Origin of the sequence: Fibrella musci (genome assembly GCF_041321105.1) — a bacterium.
In the GTDB taxonomy this organism is placed as follows: domain Bacteria; phylum Bacteroidota; class Bacteroidia; order Cytophagales; family Spirosomataceae; genus Fibrella; species Fibrella musci.
Genome location: NZ_JBGGWD010000001.1, coordinates 1,021,629 through 1,038,733 on the forward strand (window position 1 = coordinate 1,021,629; position 17,105 = coordinate 1,038,733).

At 54.9% G+C, this 17,105-nt stretch carries 24 protein-coding genes; 14 read left to right on the plus strand and 10 right to left on the minus strand.

Features of this window, described 5'->3' with window-relative positions; translation table 11 throughout:
• The first annotated feature begins 324 nt into the window (after positions 1-324).
• The 7 genes from ACAW74_RS04105 (at position 325) to ACAW74_RS04135 (ending at position 5,250) form a co-directional block, all read left to right on the plus strand.
• Positions 325-846, plus strand: coding sequence for a hypothetical protein (locus ACAW74_RS04105; RefSeq protein ID WP_370696920.1), 522 nt, complete (start codon positions 325-327; stop codon positions 844-846).
• 4 nt (positions 847-850) lie between these two features.
• Positions 851-1,087, plus strand: coding sequence for a hypothetical protein (locus ACAW74_RS04110; RefSeq protein WP_370696921.1), 237 nt, complete (start codon positions 851-853; stop codon positions 1,085-1,087).
• Positions 1,084-1,497 (plus strand): protein-export chaperone SecB, encoded by a 414-nt coding sequence (locus ACAW74_RS04115; RefSeq protein ID WP_370696922.1) that lies wholly within the window; start codon positions 1,084-1,086, stop codon positions 1,495-1,497. The genes ACAW74_RS04110 and ACAW74_RS04115 overlap by 4 nt, the downstream gene beginning before the upstream one ends.
• Before the next feature lie 121 nt (positions 1,498-1,618).
• Entirely contained in the window at positions 1,619-3,682 is a 2,064-nt protein-coding gene (gene nadE / locus ACAW74_RS04120) for an NAD(+) synthase (protein WP_370696923.1), read from the plus strand.
• A 114-nt stretch (positions 3,683-3,796) separates the two neighbouring features.
• Positions 3,797-4,030 carry a hypothetical protein gene (locus ACAW74_RS04125; protein WP_370696924.1) on the plus strand — a complete coding sequence of 78 codons (234 nt, stop codon included), beginning with the start codon at positions 3,797-3,799 and terminating at the stop codon, positions 4,028-4,030.
• Positions 4,015-4,305: a type II toxin-antitoxin system RelE/ParE family toxin gene (locus tag ACAW74_RS04130; RefSeq protein ID WP_370696925.1), complete on the plus strand. Its 291-nt coding sequence runs from the start codon at positions 4,015-4,017 to the stop codon at positions 4,303-4,305. Before ACAW74_RS04125 ends, ACAW74_RS04130 begins: the two co-directional genes overlap by 16 nt.
• A gap of 75 nt (positions 4,306-4,380) precedes the next feature.
• Positions 4,381-5,250: a DMT family transporter gene (locus tag ACAW74_RS04135; protein ID WP_370696926.1), complete on the plus strand. Its 870-nt coding sequence runs from the start codon at positions 4,381-4,383 to the stop codon at positions 5,248-5,250.
• Positions 5,251-5,348: 98 nt separating this feature from the next.
• Here ACAW74_RS04135 and ACAW74_RS04140 read toward each other — a convergent pair whose 3' ends face one another.
• Positions 5,349-6,221, minus strand: coding sequence for an OmpA family protein (locus ACAW74_RS04140; RefSeq protein WP_370696927.1), 873 nt, complete (start codon positions 6,219-6,221; stop codon positions 5,349-5,351).
• Positions 6,222-6,615: 394 nt separating this feature from the next.
• Here ACAW74_RS04140 and ACAW74_RS04145 point away from each other — a divergent pair, with 394 nt between their 5' ends.
• Positions 6,616-7,554 carry a hypothetical protein gene (locus tag ACAW74_RS04145; protein WP_370697220.1) on the plus strand — a complete coding sequence of 313 codons (939 nt, stop codon included), beginning with the start codon at positions 6,616-6,618 and terminating at the stop codon, positions 7,552-7,554.
• A 21-nt stretch (positions 7,555-7,575) separates the two neighbouring features.
• Here the strand turns inward: ACAW74_RS04145 and ACAW74_RS04150 are convergent, their stop codons facing one another.
• Entirely contained in the window at positions 7,576-8,580 is a 1,005-nt protein-coding gene (locus ACAW74_RS04150) for an AraC family transcriptional regulator ligand-binding domain-containing protein (RefSeq protein ID WP_370696928.1), read from the minus strand.
• 115 nt (positions 8,581-8,695) lie between these two features.
• Between ACAW74_RS04150 and ACAW74_RS04155 the strand changes: the two genes are divergently transcribed.
• Together ACAW74_RS04155 and ACAW74_RS04160 are read left to right on the plus strand one after the other, a co-directional pair.
• Positions 8,696-9,256: a nuclear transport factor 2 family protein gene (locus ACAW74_RS04155; protein WP_370696929.1), complete on the plus strand. Its 561-nt coding sequence runs from the start codon at positions 8,696-8,698 to the stop codon at positions 9,254-9,256.
• Positions 9,253-9,630: a hypothetical protein gene (locus tag ACAW74_RS04160; RefSeq protein ID WP_370696930.1), complete on the plus strand. Its 378-nt coding sequence runs from the start codon at positions 9,253-9,255 to the stop codon at positions 9,628-9,630. The genes ACAW74_RS04155 and ACAW74_RS04160 overlap by 4 nt, the downstream gene beginning before the upstream one ends.
• 7 nt (positions 9,631-9,637) lie before the next feature.
• Here ACAW74_RS04160 and ACAW74_RS04165 read toward each other — a convergent pair whose 3' ends face one another.
• On the minus strand, positions 9,638-10,660 hold the full coding sequence (locus tag ACAW74_RS04165) for a glycoside hydrolase family 130 protein (RefSeq protein WP_370696931.1): 1,023 nt from the start codon (positions 10,658-10,660) through the stop codon (positions 9,638-9,640).
• Positions 10,661-10,757: 97 nt separating this feature from the next.
• Between ACAW74_RS04165 and ACAW74_RS04170 the strand changes: the two genes are divergently transcribed.
• Positions 10,758-10,979 (plus strand): adhesin, encoded by a 222-nt coding sequence (locus ACAW74_RS04170; RefSeq protein ID WP_370696932.1) that lies wholly within the window; start codon positions 10,758-10,760, stop codon positions 10,977-10,979.
• A gap of 128 nt (positions 10,980-11,107) precedes the next feature.
• Positions 11,108-11,278 carry a hypothetical protein gene (locus tag ACAW74_RS04175; protein WP_370696933.1) on the plus strand — a complete coding sequence of 57 codons (171 nt, stop codon included), beginning with the start codon at positions 11,108-11,110 and terminating at the stop codon, positions 11,276-11,278.
• A 109-nt stretch (positions 11,279-11,387) separates the two neighbouring features.
• Here ACAW74_RS04175 and ACAW74_RS04180 read toward each other — a convergent pair whose 3' ends face one another.
• Together ACAW74_RS04180 and ACAW74_RS04185 are read right to left on the minus strand one after the other, a co-directional pair.
• Positions 11,388-12,002 (minus strand): LysE family translocator, encoded by a 615-nt coding sequence (locus tag ACAW74_RS04180; protein WP_370696934.1) that lies wholly within the window; start codon positions 12,000-12,002, stop codon positions 11,388-11,390.
• Positions 12,003-12,086: 84 nt separating this feature from the next.
• Positions 12,087-12,635 (minus strand): NUDIX domain-containing protein, encoded by a 549-nt coding sequence (locus ACAW74_RS04185; RefSeq protein WP_370696935.1) that lies wholly within the window; start codon positions 12,633-12,635, stop codon positions 12,087-12,089.
• A gap of 139 nt (positions 12,636-12,774) precedes the next feature.
• Between ACAW74_RS04185 and ACAW74_RS04190 the strand changes: the two genes are divergently transcribed.
• A complete protein-coding gene (locus tag ACAW74_RS04190) occupies positions 12,775-13,767 on the plus strand; it encodes a cation diffusion facilitator family transporter (protein WP_370696936.1) in 993 nt (330 codons plus the stop codon).
• 406 nt (positions 13,768-14,173) lie between these two features.
• Positions 14,174-15,094, plus strand: a complete 921-nt coding sequence (locus ACAW74_RS04195; protein WP_370696937.1) for a TIM barrel protein — start codon at positions 14,174-14,176, stop codon at positions 15,092-15,094.
• 95 nt (positions 15,095-15,189) lie between these two features.
• On the opposite strand, the gene ACAW74_RS04200 is transcribed toward ACAW74_RS04195, so the two are convergent.
• The 5 genes from ACAW74_RS04200 to ACAW74_RS04220 form a co-directional block, all read right to left on the minus strand.
• On the minus strand, positions 15,190-15,615 hold the full coding sequence (locus ACAW74_RS04200) for a BrxA/BrxB family bacilliredoxin (protein WP_370696938.1): 426 nt from the start codon (positions 15,613-15,615) through the stop codon (positions 15,190-15,192).
• 138 nt (positions 15,616-15,753) lie between these two features.
• The gene (locus ACAW74_RS04205) at positions 15,754-16,065 is read right to left on the minus strand and encodes an SUF system Fe-S cluster assembly protein (RefSeq protein ID WP_370697221.1); all 312 of its coding nucleotides are present in this window, start codon (positions 16,063-16,065) and stop codon (positions 15,754-15,756) included.
• A 76-nt stretch (positions 16,066-16,141) separates the two neighbouring features.
• Positions 16,142-16,570 carry a SufE family protein gene (locus ACAW74_RS04210; protein ID WP_370696939.1) on the minus strand — a complete coding sequence of 143 codons (429 nt, stop codon included), beginning with the start codon at positions 16,568-16,570 and terminating at the stop codon, positions 16,142-16,144.
• A 2-nt stretch (positions 16,571-16,572) separates the two neighbouring features.
• Positions 16,573-16,860, minus strand: coding sequence for a type II toxin-antitoxin system RelE/ParE family toxin (locus ACAW74_RS04215; RefSeq protein WP_370697222.1), 288 nt, complete (start codon positions 16,858-16,860; stop codon positions 16,573-16,575).
• Positions 16,857-17,087 (minus strand): hypothetical protein, encoded by a 231-nt coding sequence (locus tag ACAW74_RS04220; RefSeq protein WP_370696940.1) that lies wholly within the window; start codon positions 17,085-17,087, stop codon positions 16,857-16,859. Before ACAW74_RS04220 ends, ACAW74_RS04215 begins: the two co-directional genes overlap by 4 nt.
• Positions 17,088-17,105: the final 18 nt, after the last annotated feature.

A 17,105-nucleotide genomic window follows, 5' to 3' on the forward strand; every position in this document is an offset into this window, starting at 1 on the left:
AGCTTATTCTTCCCTCCAGGTACGTTAGTGGTCCGATTGGGCAGGCATCCGGGGCGAGGTGCCTATCCAAATTGACGGCTGGGTAGCGCAGTAAACCCATTTTCTGCGATCGGTTGTTATACCTTCGCAGGGGTAATTTGCTACGCTGCACGTCCTGTTGAATCTTTCTATACCTGGAATGAACCTACTCAAAGTCGCCGCCGGGGTGTTGAATCAGACGATATTGACAAAAACCTTATGTATTCCGTAGTTATACGGAATACACATGTCGCGAATTCTAAGGACCCTTACTTTAAATTTGTCCCTAGATAGTAGATTAGTGGCATGATAGTAACGGGGTACCAAACGCTGGAAGACCAAGAAAACGCAGACTACATCGAGCAATACGGTCCTTTTGTCTGCAAGCGTCCAGATGCTTGGTTGGGTGACGGTTATTATTTCTGGGACTCAAACATAGACTGGGCGCACGACTGGGGGGATTATTACAGTCAAAATGGGTACGTGATTTGTAGCTCTCAAATTCGTTTAGATGAAACTGTGTTTGATCTATTTGGCAATGTCAAGCATCAGCAATTATTCGAGCGGGCATACATAGCCTTGCGGGAACGTACTCGCTCGGAAGTAACTGTACCACAAGTGATTAACGCGATGAAAATGCTGAAAGCGTTTCCTTTTCACGCGATCCGTGCCTTTGACGAACCACGTACTGTTTCTACTATCCGCTATAACCATAAGCGGCCAGAGCAGTTAATCATTGGGCAACGGGTGCAGATTTGTCTGGTTAATAAAAACAATCTACTTTCGCAGACTTTTCGGATAGTTTTTCCGGAAAAGTATGTTATCTAGTACTATGAATTCAAGCATAATTGAACGTTTTGAGGAAGCCTTGGCTAACATGTCGGAAGCTGACTTCGATACTTTCTGGCAGGAAGTGCAACAGGAAAGCGGTACGGGCCCACTGGCGGCAGCGTTCGTTGCTGATTTCTCATGTAGTCCTGCGGCCCACCGCGCTCATATTCGTTATACGATGGCCGCCCCTGCTCTGCTTGTAGGCTCCGGCGAGTATAATTTTGCGATGGCGGCATGAACACTACCGTGCGCTCGACATTCCAGTTCATCGATTTTCTGGTTGTTGAAAGTCACTTGTCTCTCCGCCGTGCTGATGAATATGACTTTCAGTTATCGATTATACCCTCTGGTGAGATTCATAGTTCTACGGGGCAATTCGAGCTTCGATTACAAGTAGAAGCAACTGATGCGAATCAGCAGGCAGAGATAAAGGTGGTAACGCTAGCCACCTTTACTTATGCGAACATACCAGAGCCGCAGTCTTCCAAATTTCTCACTGAGAATGCCCCAGCTATTGTATTTCCTTATATCAGGGCGTATATCAGTACGCTAACTACCCAAGCAGGTATTGATCCTATTGTTTTGCCTACGATGAATCTGAGCGGCATGGCGGATCTACTACAACAACATATTGTAGTCAATTCGTAACTGGTAGGTTGCCATTTAAGTACCACCCGGCCGTAAGCCGGGTTTTTTGTTGCCTTAGGTCAACAAAATCTTTTTATGTATCACCGTCGTTATGCTTGCATAGCCATTGCACCAACGCAGAATGAACCTACTCAAAGTCGCCGCCGGGGTGTTGAATCAGACACCATTAGCCTGGGATCATAATCGCCAAAACATCATCGACGCCATTGAGGCAGCCCGGCAGCAGGGCGTCAGCCTGTTGTGTCTGCCCGAACTCTGCATCTCGGGCTACAACTGCGAAGACATGTTCTACGCGCAGAATACCATCGATCAGTCAATTGCGTCGCTGCTCGACATCGTGGGGCATACGGCCGATATTGCTGTGTCGGTGGGGTTGCCCATGCGGCACAACAACCGCACCTTCAATACGGCCTGCTTCATTGTGAACAAGCGGATTCTGGGCTTCGTAGCCAAGCAATATCTGCCCGGAAATGGTATTCATTACGAACCACGCTGGTTCCAACCCTGGACGGTAGGCGTGCGTGACGAAACCCACATTGGCGAGTTTTCTTACCCGTTCGGCGATCTGGTGTTCGACCTGTCCGGCATTCGCATCGGCTTCGAGATCTGCGAAGACGCCTGGATTGCTAACCGGCCGGGGCGGGCGCTGTATGAACGGGGCGTAGATATTATTCTGAACCCGTCGGCGAGCCACTTTGCCTTTGGCAAATCGGTTACCCGCGAGCGCCTGGTTGTCGATGCATCGCGGTCATTTGGTGTTAGCTACGTGTATACCAACCTGTTGGGCAACGAAGCCGGGCGGGCCATTTACGATGGCGATGCCATGGTGGCGTCGAACGGCGAACTGCTGGTGTCGGGGCCGCGCCTTAGCTACGAAGACATGCACATCGTGTCGGCGGTGATCGACGTAGACGTAACCCGGCTCAATCAGACGCAGAACCGGGGCAATCTGGCGTTTGCCTTGCCAAACCTGCGCGTAACCGACCGGTTCAACTGGCCCGATACCGCACCGGTCGTTCAGAAAGCCGAACTGGAGCCCTGGGAGCGTTTTGGCAGCATCAAGGAAGAAGAATTTGCCCGCGCTGTGGCCCTCGGCCTGTTCGATTACATGCGCAAAAGCCGGTCGCAGGGCTACGTGCTGAGCCTCTCGGGCGGGGCCGATTCGTCGGCGATTGCCGCCACGGTATACCTGATGGTGCGCATGGCCGTGGAGAATATCGGGCTGGAGGGCGTGAAGCGTAAACTGAACAACCTGAAAGCCATTCAGGACTGCGACTCCGCCGAAGCCATGGTTGGCAAACTGCTGACGACTATTTACCAGGGCACCCGAAACTCGTCTGATGATACGTACCTGTCGGCGAAAGAGCTGGCCGAGAGCCTGGGCGCTACGTTCATGAACATCAACATCGACGGACTGGTGGGTACATACCGGGGCCTGATCGAGGAGCAGTTGGGTCGTACGCTATCGTGGGATACCGACGATCTGGCGCTGCAAAATATTCAGGCGCGGGTACGTGCTCCGAGTGTCTGGATGCTGGCTAACATCAAGAATGCGCTGCTGTTGAGCACGTCTAACCGCTCGGAAGCGGCCGTAGGCTACGCCACGATGGACGGCGACACGGCGGGCAGCATCTCGCCCATTACGGGCATCGACAAACACTTTCTGCGTAGCTGGCTTCGCTGGCTCGAAGAAGAAGGACTGAATGTAGTCAACACCGCGTCGCCCAATGACCGCATCAAACTGGCAGGGCTGCATCGGGTCAATACGCTACAGCCTACCGCCGAACTACGCCCGCTCGACCGCAACCAGACCGATGAAGACGACCTGATGCCCTACGACGTGTTGAATGAGATCGAGAACGTAGCCATTCGCGACAAACAACACCCCATTGCTGTGCTGAAATGGCTCGAAGCCCGCTACAACGGCCAGGATGGGCAGGCGCACTACGAACGGGAGAAACTGATGATCTGGATCGAGCGCTTCTTCAAGCTGTGGAGCCGCAACCAGTGGAAACGCGAACGCTACGCACCCAGCTTCCACCTCGATGACCACAGCCTCGACCCACGTACCTGGATGCGCTTCCCGATTCTGTCGGGTGGTTTCGAGAAGGAACTCGCCGAACTCCGCGACTGGGCCAACGAGCACAACACAAAAGGCAACCGAAAAGGCAAGATTGGGTTTTAACTAAATTCATCCGGCACATGAAGAGATCTTGCCGCACCAGCGGACCGATCTCTTCATGTGCGCTAGCCTGTTGCCTTTTTCAATATCTTTATATTGAACCGTATCGCTACCGCTATGACCGATATGAAAACCTTGCTGCACCAGCAGATTGACCGTCTCGACGACCCACAGGACATTCAGGATTTACTCCTGACTGTCAGCGCCTTTGTGGGGCAGCGTACAAACGTGTTTTCAGAAACGCCCGCGTTTCTCAATCAGTTGGAAGAAGCATTGGCTACCGCCAAAACAATACACCTTACCCCACATGATACCGTAGCCAACGAGTCGAAACAATGGATTACACGGTAGTATGGACAGACGAAGCGAAAGAAAATTACCGACTTCTTGCGCTGTACCTACTCGATTCGTTTGGTTTTTCGGTCGCCGATAAATTCACAGACTCGATCAATGATAAGCTGCGCATCCTGGAAACGATGCCGTTCATCGGTCGTCAGTTGAGTCCACTGACAGCCGTGCGGAAGCTACCTATCCAACCGTATAATCTCGTTTACTACACGATCGTAGAGCGCCAGGTCATTGTTCTGAACCTGCTGGATAGCCGCCAAGACAACTTACCGCGTTAACGATCGGCTTGTCCATTCGCTCGTGTGAGCGATCACTGATGTACCTACCGCTTTTTTCGACTGAATTTCCTTACTGTGTCCCAGCCCAGCCGCACCGCCCAGTTTATTCCGGGCTTACTATTTGCCATGTTATGGGCCTCCGCATCGGTAGCCACGAAGTTTGGGGTGCAGTCGGTAGCGCCGCTGGTACTGGCCACCGTGCGGTTTCTGATTGCCGGTAGCGGCATGCTGCTGTTTGCCTATGGGGTTCAGCGCGGTAACCCGCTACCTAAGGGCATCGAATGGCGGCGGCTAACCATCTTTTCCATCCTCAACACGGCCCTGTATCTGGGGTTGTTTGTGCTGGCGCTGAAGCAGGTGTCGGCGGGGATTGGCAGTCTCTCTACGGCCACCAATCCGCTGTTTATTACACTACTGTCGGCGATCTGGCTGCGGCGGCCCCTGCGCTGGCAGGAAGGCGCAGGCCTGCTGCTCGGGCTACTCGGTGTGGTCGTGGCGACGATTCCGCTGCTGGAGCAAGCCTACGCGACCGTAGAGGGCCTGCTGATCTTGCTGGGGAGTATGATTTCGGTGTCTGCCGCAACGGTTTACTACGCCCGCTACGACTGGAAACTGCCCACGCTGGTGATCAACGGCTGGCAGGTACTGATCGCCGGTTTCATCCTGCTACCAATTACCCTGCTCACTACCGATCTGGCAACCTCGGCGTTCGACGTACGCTTCTGGGCGTCGGTAAGCTGGCTCATCGGCCCTGTCTCCGTAGTGGCGCTGCAACTCTGGTTTGGGCTGGTGCGGGTCGATGCCGTTCGGGCGTCGCTATGGCTGTTTCTCTGCCCCGTATTTGGGTTCATCTACTCCGCCCTGTTCACCGGCGAACCCATCACACCCTACACGCTGGCCGGTACGTCGCTCGTCATCGCCGGCCTCTGGATGGGGAGGAAATGAGTTTAACGTTTAAGGTCTAACGTTTAAGGTTGCTGACGCAAGCCTACCAGAGCGCCACCCAACGTTAAACGTTAGACCTTAAACGTCAAACCCGCTTCCTACTCTGTCACGATTGTTACTTCGACCCGCCGGTTCATGGGGCGGGTTTCTTCGTAATTGTTTGTCTTGGCCGGGCGGGTGCCGCCATAGCCACGGGTACGTACCCGGCTGGCCGCGATGCCCTGGCTGAGCACGTATGCCTTTACGGTTTCGGCCCGCTGCCGCGACAGCAGTACGTTCTGATCAAAATCGCCCTGATTATCGGTGTGGCCGGCCAACTCGATCGTGACAGCGGGGTTCTGGTTTAAAAACTGAATCAGCTTGTCCATGGCTCCGCGCGACTCGGGCAGGACCTCGGCAGTGCTTTGCGCAAAGAAGATAGATTCGATCTCGGCCGGGAGCGCCAACGCCGTTGGGGTGGGCTTGGGGGCCGTTTCGACCGGTGGGGCTGATGTAGCTGGTTTAGACGTACCTGGGCGGCTCGCCGTGGTTGTGGTGGCCCTGGGGCGCGTCGTGACCGTGGGGGCCTCGGTCGTAGGCCGGGCCGGCGGCGGTGGGCTGGCAACCGGGGGCGATGAATTAAGGGGAAGGGATTTGGTCAGGTATACCGTTTTACCCACCCGCGATACCACCCGCGGGTCTGAGAAATCGATCTGTTCGACGCTGTTGAGATAACCCTTGGCCTGCACAATAACCTGGTAGAGTTCCTTGGCGCTTAGGCTCAGTCGGAAGCTGCCATCCTGCACTGTCGTCTTCGAACTGGCGACTTTACCCGCCATGCTGAGGGCTTCGACCTTCGCCCCTACGATGGGTTGCCGGGTGGCTCCGTCGAGCACCAGTCCCTCCAGCGACGCTTTCTCGATCTGCCCAAAAACAGGGCCGACACTCCACCCCAAGATCCACAAAAAACTACAAAAAACGATTCGACTCATGGTATATACGCTACGGCTCAACGGCCCGCAAAGGTACGGCCTCCCGCCCGATTAATGGCACCCGAACGGCCGACCGGAGCCTAAAAAACGGGGCAAAAATTAGCCTAGAAAACCGACTCTAAAAAGGCCGAAAAATTTCTTGTAACTTATTGATTTACAATACCATATACACCGTTAAATAAAACCCAAAAATGAACGCGGGCCAGGGCACTTTTGTTAGTAGAGTATGAGAGAAATAACCCACGTGCCGATGGCTCCCATGCCCCCTCTGGTGCCCGCTTCGCCTTCGCCGGAAAGTCCGCGCGATGCCGCGACACCGGTTGCGGATGACCGCCCTGATGAGACCTGGCGGAAGTCTATTCCAGCGCAGGTATTTTTGAATCATTTCTTTGCGATGGATTACCATATCCAGCACCAGAACGATTTGTTCGACCTAGCCAAATTCCCGATCTTCCAACAGTTCGGTGGGCTGGGTGCGGCCGACAACAAGGCGCTGGAGAAGTTACTGCTCAACAGCTGGAGCGCCGAATACGCTCTTCGCATTACGCCGGTTGTCAACGACCGGTCGGCCGACTCGGAACAGTACCTGCAAAGCTCATTGCACTGGACGTTCCCGCAGGCCTATTATAGCATTCTGTTTAGTGCCCGGGCTTTTCTGGCCGTTCAGGGCATCAACGTCAGCAACGAAGAGCTGATCCGCAAACGGATTGGCAACATGGTGGTGCGCGGGCATTATCCGGCCTCCATCGGGTATTATGCGCTCGGGCCCATCAACAGCTATCGCATTCAGCGCCTGCCGATGGCCAAACGTATTGCTGAGTCGGGTCGTGATCTGACGTTGCCCTCGCGGCATTCGTCGGCGCAGATCGAACTGGCGCAGTTCCTGAAAACGACCCGCGATCAACGGATCAAGGCGCTGCGTAACATTGTCCAGAAAAATCCTAAAACGGCGATGCGCTCGTCGCGCACGGGTGAGGTATTGCAGAAATTTGGCCCCGAGCAGTACAAAGTGCTCGCCAAACAAATCGGCTACACCACTTATTTCGACATGCTCAGCCGCCTCCGCATTTCGTCGAACAATCCCGGAGGGGCGCCGCGCGAAATCGAGCGGTTCGTGGATTCGGAAATCGATGTGCGGCTCTTCCACCAGAGCCTGGTGAGCATTGTCGCGCAGGTGAACGCCGTACATGAGGCCTACGTGGCGAAAGCGCTGGGCATCGATGCGTACCGGCAGTTGGTAGCAAAACTGCCAACGTACCTGCAGGAGAGCTTTGTGCGCGACCGGCTGACCACCGTGATCGAGCCGATGCTGACCGCTGCTGTTACCCACTAATTTTTCGGAGTACCTCCCTCTTTATAGACCGGCCCCTGCCTCCTGGTAGGGGCTTTTTGTTGCCGGATGGTGGGGTTGGTTTCGCCACTTCCGGGCGGCGTGCAGGTATGCGCTCGATGCCGAATAGCCAAGGATGTAAGCGATATCCTGCGTGGCCAGGGCCTTGCCTCGTTCCAGGTGCCCCGCCAGTTGCCGTTTCAGGGCGTCGGCAATAGCCCGAAACGACGTTCCCTCGTCCGTCAGTCGACGCTGAAAAGTGCGGTGACTCATGGCAAACTGCGCCACCACCTGATCCAGTTGGGGCAACTCGGGCGCACACAGGCTGAGGGTCATCTGACGTACCTGATCGGCAAAGGGGGCGTCGGCGGCGGGTGTCGGACTGGTCAGTTGCAGAAAAACGGGGAGCAGGGCTTCGATGTTTTTTAACCGCCGCCGGTTGATCGACCCGGCAAGCTGCCGAGCCTCCAGCCTGATGCGGTAGCCATCCGACGCCACGACGGGGCTTGCAGCCAGTCGCCGGTACGCATCGAGTTGCTCATAAGGCAGCTGGATTTCGGCTACGTTGCCGTCGATCATGATCCCGATTTCGCGGGCCATCAGCACCAGCACCGAATCGAGCAGTTGGCGGGTTGCGGGGGTGTCGGGCAATGGGCTATGCAGACTGATATACACATTGGCGTCACGAATCTCAGTCAGCACCGACACGACCGGAAACGAGCTTTTGAGGTAGTCGCTCAATAACCCCATTGCCTGCTCGATGCTCGACGTCGCCAGCGAAATCTGGTAGATCAGCCCGAGCCCCTTCAGGTTCAGAAAATAGCCAAAATGCAGACCAAGGTGCGGGTCATTGCCCTGCGAAAGCAGTGCCTCCCACACGCGCATGTAATCGGCCACGCTCACGCGCCCCTGCGGATCGTGCAGGTCGGCGTCGGGCGTATCGAGCAGGCGCTGAAGACTCGACACCGATACGCCTTTACAGGCAGCAAAGTCAAACAGGTTAAGCAAATGCGAGGCTAAGAGCGTCATGTCGGGCGCGTGTGTTGATGGCGCAAAATAGGTAACATTTGGCGCAAACTATCAATCCCCCCTGCTCGCCACCCCGGACCTTTGTCGCAGTCAATCACCCAAAACCGACTGACCGATGAACCGTCAACAACGCTTCCACTGCGGGGCCATCTTCGCGCTGACAACACTGCTGACCCTGACCAATACGGCGGGGTTAGCCGCTCAGGCCGTCAACCCGCCCGCTGTTGCCATTACGCCGTCGCCAACGGCCAACGCTACTGTCGTGCTGAATTTTCTGACCGCCGTACAACGCGGTGACCGGGCGCAGGTGGCGGCGCTGCTCCACCCCAATGTGCGCTGGCAGCAGCCGGGCAACAACGCTATATCGGGCCTGAAAACCTCGCGTGAGGCGGTGTTTGCCATGTCGGCCCACATTCACGAACACACCGCCCGTAGCTACCGGATCACCGACATCTCGACCCTGAGCACCAACGGTTCGAGTGTTGCCGTTCGACTGCATTTCTCGGCCGCCAGCCCGGTTATGGTGCTCGACGTGGACAACATCGACGTGTTCACGGTGCAGGATGGGCTCATCACCGACGTGCGGGTACACTCGACCACGAAAATGCCTTCTGGGGCAACTAACGCCTTTTTCTTTATCGCTTTTCAAACACCTATAAACCAATTGATCGTATGAAATCGCTGCAAACTGTGCTGCTCGTCAACGCTGTTTCGTCGGGCACTACCAGCCTGCTACTGGCGCTCGGCGCCTCAACACTTGCGCCTTTTTTTGGCGCTGTATCCCCCGCTGTCCTGCGCGAAGTGGGCCTCTTTCTCCTGCTGTTTGCCGGGTACGTTGGGTACGTCGGTTATCAGACCCCTACCCGGCCGGGAGCGGTGCAACTCGTCATCTGGCTCGACCGGCTATGGGTCATCGCCAGCGGGATTGTGTTGTTGTTACCAAACACGGGCCTGACCGGGCTAGGTAAGCTGATCATCGCGGCCGTAGCTGCCTGGGTAGCGCTGATGGCTTATCTGCAAGCCACCAACGCCAAAAAGATGACCGCTTAACGGTGAGCTATTCCAGCACGGCCAACCCAACGCCTGAATCGGCGGCACCGTAATAAACCCACCAGCCGCCTTCGGGTCGACGTACCCAGCCGTTGCTGAAGACCACATTCGGGAAGAAGCCTTCGCGTTCCCAGGTACGTTCGGGCGTGAGCAGCGGGGCCGTCGAGCGGTCAAGCACATGGGCGGGGTTGTTCGCATCGAGCAGTGCCAGCGCAAGACTGTACTCATGGTTGGTACTGGCCCCGTGGTAGAGCACCAGCCAGCCGTCGTCGACGCGCATGGGTTCGGGACCAGCACCGATTTTCAGGTATTCCCAATCGGCGCCCGAAGCCCCAAAAATGAAGCGGTGGTTTCCCCAATGGATGCCGTCCATCGACTCAGTGAGCCAGACTGACGGCTTGCCAATGTCGGATACCATCGGGCGATGGAGCATCATCAGCTTACCATGAATGCGATCTGGAAACAGACAGACGTCTTTGTTGGGCGGCGGCAGGATCATCCCCACGCGCTCGACATGCTGGAAATCGGTGGTACGGGCCAGCCCAACGCCCGGTCCATTGGCCGAGACAGCCGTGTAGGTGATCCAGTACATGCCATCGACATGCGTGATGCGGGCGTCTTCAATGCCGAAGGCTTCGTCGGCACGGGCGGGAAACAGAAACGGTTTTTCGTCGATCTTAAAATGGACCCCATCGCGGCTGCGGGCCAGCCGCAGGTGGCTCAGCGAGGTCAGGTACGTTTGCCCGTCGATGGTCACCACGCGGGGGTCATACTCGCCCTTCGGTTCGCGAAACTGCTTCACATTCAGGGCCGGTTTTCCGTTGACCAACTCAACAATGGGTACGTGCAGCCAGCCACGTTCGGGGCGGGGAGCCTCGGCCACCCGCAGCAACAGCAAAATTTCGTCGCCAAAGCGGCAAGCGGCCGGATTGAAGGCCCCCAGCACGTCGAAGCCATCCACAGAGGGTTTTACGTCGGCAGTTTGTAGAATCGGTTGGTCGGAATACCGGGTCAGTGTGTAGTTTTTCATGCGTTACGCGAGGCCATTCCCTCAAATGATTTATTTAGTAGACAACCAATGGCTCGGCCAGAAGTTATGTAGTCCGAACCTAATCAATACAGACAACATGGCAACTGCATTCAACCAATTCGACGAACAAGACGACGTGCTGATGATGAACCCCGCACCCGGCAATGCTGAATTTGGTGACGAAGGCTCTGGAGCAACCAGTGGGTATGGCGATGCTGATGATGACGAGTTTGCCGACGACGCGATCGAAGAAGATTCGTTGGAGACCGATCTGGACGAAGACCTGCGCGGCGACGACATGGACGACGACGATCTATAAATGATTATCCGTTTATCGTTTGCTGTCTTCTATTCACGGTTTGGCTGGCACAGCCCTATTTGAACGCCAGCCAAACCGTGAATAGAAGCCAGTGAACTGTGAACACTAAATAGTATAAACCGCCTATCATGCAACCACAAACAGACAAGCCCGCCCAGCCGGAACGTGCCTCAGACGAGTCAACGGCCCCTGACAGTGAAACCCAGTCCTCGGCCGATAGCGCGCAGGGCGCTCGTAACAACCCCGAGTTGAACGAAGAAAAGACCGGCTCACGGGAAAACGAACCGGCGGAAGGGTAAGAAGAATTATGAAATAGGGATTATGAATTATGAATTGGCTGACGCGCCAGTGGTAAGCATGCGTCAGCCAATTCATAATTCATAATCCCTATTTCATATTTCATAATCCCTAACTCAACAATTTGACCCAGGCCAGGCGCAGCGCTACGACGATGAACACCACGCCGGTGATGCGGTTGAAGGCCAAGGCCACCTTGGGTGTAAACAGGCGCTTCAGTTTGTGCGCGAAAATGGCTAACGAAGCTTCGGCCACGGCCACACCGACCAGTGCAAACGCCATGAAGACTACTTGCTGATTGGCCGTGTAGCGCAACGAATGCCGCAAATAGGCGGCGATGGTCACCCACGACACAAAATTGATGGGGTTCAGCGCGTTCAGCAGAAAACCCGTCGTGAAATAATAGGCATAATTGCCAAATTTGGTTTTGGGGTAGGCGATGCGCGGGGTGCCTTTGATGATGTTGAACAGCCCGAGCACGACCAGGAAAATCACCCCGATGAGCGCCAGAATCGGTTCCAGCTCCTTCGAATGCGGAATCATCGACGTACCCAGCAACGCAAACGAGACGTAGATTAGATCGCCCAGCACGACGCCCGCCGTGATGGTTAGTCCGGCTTTGTAGCCGTTATCAACGCTATTCTGTATCAGTGCGAAGAATACCGTACCGAAGGTGAGGCACAGGGCCACGCCCGTCAGAAAGCCTAGAAGAACAGGAAGAATCATGAATGAAATGCCGTTGACCAGTCTGTTTTTAAACTGTACAGACGATATGACGTACTTATTGACTGGCAACGGCCTGTTTTTGTTTTAAACGCCGCGTAACCGTGCCACCAATAACAGGCCAGCCATGCTGATGGAATCGGTGATGCGTCCGTCGATCACCATGTTAACGGCCTCCGTCAGCGGTACTTTCTGCACCTGCAGGTCTTCAGTTTCTTCCGGCGCGTGGGGGCCGGGGGTCAGGTCTTCGGCAATGTAGATGAAGCCTTCCTCGTCGGTGGCAGAATTAGACGTGTGGATGCGGGCCAGTTTGGTCCATTTGGCAGCAATCAGGCCCGTTTCTTCCCGCAGTTCACGCTGCGCCGACTCCAGCAGATCGGTACCCACGGGCGAGCCGCCTTCGGGAATTTCCCAGGTGTATTCGTCGAGCGTGTAGCGATACTGCCCCACCAGGTACGTATTACCCTCAGCATCGATGGGAATCACGCCCACGGCTTTATTCTTGAAACTGACCACGCCATAAATGCCCGGCGTTCCGGCTGGCGTCAATACGTTTTCGTGCCTGAGGGTGAGCCAATTGTTCTCGTATCGAACGCTTGAATCGAGTGTTTTCCAGGGGTTTTCTGTTGTGTTCATACGGGCGAAAATACAACCGTTTCGGCCTGTGATGGCTATCTTTGCCCCCTTACTCGACGTTGGCCAACTGGATACCCACCCGTAGCCAGACCTGACGATCCTCGATTCGTTGTTCAGTGCCCAACGTCTTTCCCGTTGAATGACTTCCATCAAACAAACCAAATACCGCTGGATGGCCCTCTCGCTGGGGGTGAGTGTTGTGCTGCTGATCCTTAAGTTCACGGCTTTCTACCTCACCCAGTCGACCGCCATCCTGACCGACGCGCTGGAATCCATCGTCAACGTAATCGCCAGTGGTTTCGCGCTCTATAGCCTATACATCGCAGGCCTCCCCCGCGACCAGAACCACCCCTACGGCCACGGCAAGGTTGAGTATCTGTCGTCGGGATTTGAAGGCGCGCTGATTCTGTCGGCGGGGCTGGTGATCATCTATGAGGCTGTTGTTAGCTTTCTGGAACCGCACGCTCTCTCCGATCTGGGTTGGGGCGTGGGGCTAGTGGCGTTTACAACCGCTGCCAACGCGCTGCTGGGATACGCGCTGATTCAGCAGGGCCGTAAAGTAGATTCGATCGCCTTGCTGGCCGACGGCCGCCACCTGCTGGTCGACAGCGTAAGTAGTATCGTGGTGGTGATCGGCGTGGGGCTGGTTTGGTTCACCGGCTGGACCTGGCTCGACCGGGCGCTGGCGCTGGTGCTTTCGCTCTTTATCATTTACAATGGCTGGTCGCTGGTGCGGCAATCGGTGGGGCGGTTGCTCGACGAAACCGACGCCCCCACCATCGACCGCGTAGTTACCCTGCTGAATACCAATCGCCGACCTGCCTGGATCGACGTGCATAACCTGCGCGTGCAGAAATACGGGGCCGATCTGCACATCGACTGCCACCTGACCCTACCCTATTACTGGGATCTGCTTCAGACACACGAGGAAGTACATCGGTTTGAAGAAACACTACAGAATGGCTTTAGCAGCGAAGTTGAAATCTTCGTTCATGCCGACCCTTGCCTTAAGGAGTGCTGCCATTACTGCCATGTGGCCAATTGCCCCGTTCGGGCCCACGAGCTCGTCCGCGAAGTCGTCTGGACCGCCGAAAACCTGCCTCTTAATCAGAAGCATTTCGTGCCAGCGTGAGGAGTAATGTATAATGGATGATGGATAGTGTACAATGGTGGATACCGGGGTGTAACTCCGTCAGCAAAAGCACATTATATATCGCGTCTGGTCCATTGCTTATCATTCTCTATTTTTTTCTTGACATATTCACGGAAAAAATTGTATCTTTCGACTGTATCATTTGCTGATGCCACAGAAGTCGGTTCACCAACAAGATGATATTCAGGTTGTATTCTGAACTGGAAAGGCGGGTTGCGCTACAACCCGCCTTTTTTTATGCCCGAATTTCCCCGTGATTTATGCCAATCAGCCGTCGCCGCGCATGTCAACCCAGTTTCGTTCATCGTTAGAAGACAGCCGGTTATTCCTTACTGATGATGGTGGCCGTGCTGCCCACTGCGTCCAAACGACTCATTTCAACATCATGACTAACAACTCGACACGTCGCACCTTTTTGAAGGCCGCCGGTTCGCTTTCCGCCATGGCTTTCCTGCCCGCTTGGGCCGAAGCCGCTACTGCACCGCAGAAGACCTTCTTCGATATTTCGCTGGCCGAATGGTCGTTGCACAAGGCGTTATTTGCCAAAAAAATTACCAACCTCGATTTCCCCGGCATCGCCCGGAAGGAGTTCGGGATTGGCATAGTGGAATACGTCAATCAGTTCTTCAAGGACAAGGCGCAGGACACCGCCTATCTGAATGAGCTGCTGATGCGCTGCAAAGACAACGGCATCAAGAACAACCTCATCATGATCGACGGTGAAGGGGCCCTGGCCGAACTCGACGCGACCAAACGCAATCAGGCGGTTGAGAATCACAAGAAGTGGGTCGATTGCGCCAAATACCTTGGCTGCAAAACCATCCGCGTCAATGCGCAGGGCAGCGGCGAACCGGCCGAGGTAGCCAAAGCAGCCGTTGAGGGCCTAAGCAAACTGGGCGAAATTGGCAAGGCCGCAGGCATCAACATCATCGTCGAAAACCACGGCGGCCTGTCGTCAAACGGGGCGTGGCTGTCGGGCGTGATGAAAAACGTCGGGATGAAAAACGTGGGTACGTTGCCTGACTTCGGCAATTTCTGCCTCAAGCGGGGCAAAGACGGCTGCGAAGAGTCGTATGACCGTTACCTGGGTACGCAGCAACTGATGGCCTTTGCCAAAGGGGCTTCGGCCAAAACCTATGATTTCGACGCGCAGGGCAACTGCGTGGAAACCGATTACGCCCGCATCATGCAGATTCTGAAAGACGCCAAATTTAAAGGCATCGTCGGCATCGAGTATGAAGGCGACAAAGTCGACGAATACGAAGGCATCCGCAAAACGAAGGCCCTACTCGAGCGATTGGGGTGATTAATGTATAATGAATAATGCACGATGTACAATGGGCTGACGCTATCTCACACTTGCGTCAGCCCATTGTACATCGTGCATTATTCATACATTAATTACGCTTTCTCACAGAACTCTTCCAGCGCCATTTCGAGGTGCTGGGCGATCATCTGGGCTGAGCGACCTTCGATGTGGTGGCGCTCGATGAAATGCACGAGGTCACCGTCTTTGAAAATACCAATCGCTGGCGACGACGGCGGGTAAGGCAGCAGGTACTCGCGCATCCGGGCAGTCGCGTCGAGGTCAGCACCGGCAAATACCGTCACGAGTTGATCGGGCTTCACGTCGGTCGTCGACAGCGCCATTTTCACGCCGGGGCGGGCCGCACCGGCCGCACATCCACAAACTGAATTGATCACCACGAGCGTGGTGCCCTGGGCGTTGGCCATAGCCGTATCAACGTCGGCGGCGGTGGTCAATTCCTGGAACCCTACACTGGTCAGGTCTTCCCGCATGGGGGCAACTAAATGAGGAGGATACATAACTGAATTAAGTCTTGACAGTCTGTTAGTAAAAGTACGAAGTCTGAATAGTCTGTCGAGGAGTGAGCGTTGCAAAATCGTAAATCTGACTTTCCAGACTCCGCACTACCGTTAGAACGACTTTCCAGACTAGAAAGATCACATAAAGCCGAGTTCGAGCTTGGCCACTTCCGACATCATGTCGGAGGTATAGGGCGGATCGAAGGTTAGTTCGACGCTTACGTCGTTGACGCCTTCCACCTCGCGCACTTTCTGCTCGATCTCGCCCGGAATGGAACCGGCCGATGGACAAGAGGGCGAGGTCAGCGTCATCAGGATGTAGACGTTATTGACCGGAAAAATCTTGATGTCGTAAATCAGGCCAAGCTCATAGACGTCCACCGGAATCTCGGGGTCATACACGCCTTTGAGGGCCATCACGACCTGCTCTTTTAGCTCTTCTTCTGACATAATCGTAGCAACCATTTCGTTTGTTGTCTGCGGGTTAAAGTGGAGGTATTGACCGGTTTCCTTTCGACGTATAACCTTAAACGTCAGACAGCAAACTGTTTTTAGCAAAGGTTTTCATGCGCTGAATCATAGACGCCATACCGCCCGCCCGCCGCGACGTAACGAGGTTACTCAGCCCGATCCGGTCGATGAAATACAGATCGGCGGTGGCTACGGCGTCGGCTTTCTGATCAGACAGTACCCGGATCAGCAAACTGACCAGCCCCCGACTAATCTGGGCCGTCGGTTCGGCGTCGGCCTCAAAATGCACCGTATCGCCCTGTAGCTCACTGTCAAGCCACACTTTCGACTGGCAGCCCTGAATGAGTTTATCGTCGGTGTGAAACGACTCGGGCCGGGGCGGCAGCTTCTTGCCGAGGTCGATGATATATTGCGTTTTGTCGAGTTGATCGTCGAAGAGATCAAATTCCTCGATGATTTCGTCCTGCGTCTCGTTAATTGTCATACTCAAATTTTGCCCAGTGGGCGACCCATCGGCCGAATGGCCAGTACACGAATCACGTTGTCCTGATACTGGTATACCAGCCGAAACCGACGAACGAATACTTCTCTGATGAACCGGATCTGTAGCTCGGGAACAAGCCGCCCCATCTCCGGAAAATTTAGCAGCACAGCCACCTTTTTCTCCAACTCATCCGACCAGTCATCAGCCAGAGCCGGTGAATAATCATAGAGTTGTGCATAAATTAGTCTGACATCCTCTTTAGCGTCAGGCTCCCAGATCAGACTGATTATACACCACGTTCTTGCTGCGACTTCAGCTGATTTTTAAAATCGGCAAACTCGAGCATAAACGCATCGTGCGGAGTCCCCTCCGTGTGCTTCGCTTTCTCTACCCGTTCGTTGATGAGACGAATAAACAAAATTCGTTCGATCAACTCTTCAGAGGAGACTTTATCAGGCAGGTCCTGAAAGCTGTCAAGCACCTGTTTTTTATCCAGCAAAACGTCTTCGCCTATCATCTGAGCTCAGGGTTAAGG

What these genes read in the sequence shown, in the direction of transcription:
- ACAW74_RS04195 (WP_370696937.1), top strand. Translation starts at nt 14,174, where the DNA reads ATGACTAACAACTCGACACGTCGCACCTTTTTGAAGGCCGCCGGTTCG.
- ACAW74_RS04125 (WP_370696924.1), top strand. Translation starts at nt 3,797, where the DNA reads ATGACCGATATGAAAACCTTGCTGCACCAGCAGATTGACCGTCTCGAC.
- ACAW74_RS04180 (WP_370696934.1), bottom strand. Translation starts at nt 12,002, where the DNA reads ATGATTCTTCCTGTTCTTCTAGGCTTTCTGACGGGCGTGGCCCTGTGC.
- ACAW74_RS04155 (WP_370696929.1), top strand. Translation starts at nt 8,696, where the DNA reads ATGAACCGTCAACAACGCTTCCACTGCGGGGCCATCTTCGCGCTGACA.
- ACAW74_RS04165 (WP_370696931.1), bottom strand. Translation starts at nt 10,660, where the DNA reads ATGAAAAACTACACACTGACCCGGTATTCCGACCAACCGATTCTACAA.
- ACAW74_RS04175 (WP_370696933.1), top strand. Translation starts at nt 11,108, where the DNA reads ATGCAACCACAAACAGACAAGCCCGCCCAGCCGGAACGTGCCTCAGAC.
- nadE (WP_370696923.1), top strand. Translation starts at nt 1,619, where the DNA reads ATGAACCTACTCAAAGTCGCCGCCGGGGTGTTGAATCAGACACCATTA.
- ACAW74_RS04115 (WP_370696922.1), top strand. Translation starts at nt 1,084, where the DNA reads ATGAACACTACCGTGCGCTCGACATTCCAGTTCATCGATTTTCTGGTT.
- ACAW74_RS04140 (WP_370696927.1), bottom strand. Translation starts at nt 6,221, where the DNA reads ATGAGTCGAATCGTTTTTTGTAGTTTTTTGTGGATCTTGGGGTGGAGT.
- ACAW74_RS04145 (WP_370697220.1), top strand. Translation starts at nt 6,616, where the DNA reads ATGGATTACCATATCCAGCACCAGAACGATTTGTTCGACCTAGCCAAA.
- ACAW74_RS04110 (WP_370696921.1), top strand. Translation starts at nt 851, where the DNA reads ATGAATTCAAGCATAATTGAACGTTTTGAGGAAGCCTTGGCTAACATG.
- ACAW74_RS04150 (WP_370696928.1), bottom strand. Translation starts at nt 8,580, where the DNA reads ATGACGCTCTTAGCCTCGCATTTGCTTAACCTGTTTGACTTTGCTGCC.
- ACAW74_RS04105 (WP_370696920.1), top strand. Translation starts at nt 325, where the DNA reads ATGATAGTAACGGGGTACCAAACGCTGGAAGACCAAGAAAACGCAGAC.
- ACAW74_RS04205 (WP_370697221.1), bottom strand. Translation starts at nt 16,065, where the DNA reads ATGTCAGAAGAAGAGCTAAAAGAGCAGGTCGTGATGGCCCTCAAAGGC.
- ACAW74_RS04210 (WP_370696939.1), bottom strand. Translation starts at nt 16,570, where the DNA reads ATGACAATTAACGAGACGCAGGACGAAATCATCGAGGAATTTGATCTC.
- ACAW74_RS04185 (WP_370696935.1), bottom strand. Translation starts at nt 12,635, where the DNA reads ATGAACACAACAGAAAACCCCTGGAAAACACTCGATTCAAGCGTTCGA.
- ACAW74_RS04200 (WP_370696938.1), bottom strand. Translation starts at nt 15,615, where the DNA reads ATGTATCCTCCTCATTTAGTTGCCCCCATGCGGGAAGACCTGACCAGT.
- ACAW74_RS04220 (WP_370696940.1), bottom strand. Translation starts at nt 17,087, where the DNA reads ATGATAGGCGAAGACGTTTTGCTGGATAAAAAACAGGTGCTTGACAGC.
- ACAW74_RS04190 (WP_370696936.1), top strand. Translation starts at nt 12,775, where the DNA reads ATGACTTCCATCAAACAAACCAAATACCGCTGGATGGCCCTCTCGCTG.
- ACAW74_RS04160 (WP_370696930.1), top strand. Translation starts at nt 9,253, where the DNA reads ATGAAATCGCTGCAAACTGTGCTGCTCGTCAACGCTGTTTCGTCGGGC.
- ACAW74_RS04130 (WP_370696925.1), top strand. Translation starts at nt 4,015, where the DNA reads ATGGATTACACGGTAGTATGGACAGACGAAGCGAAAGAAAATTACCGA.
- ACAW74_RS04170 (WP_370696932.1), top strand. Translation starts at nt 10,758, where the DNA reads ATGGCAACTGCATTCAACCAATTCGACGAACAAGACGACGTGCTGATG.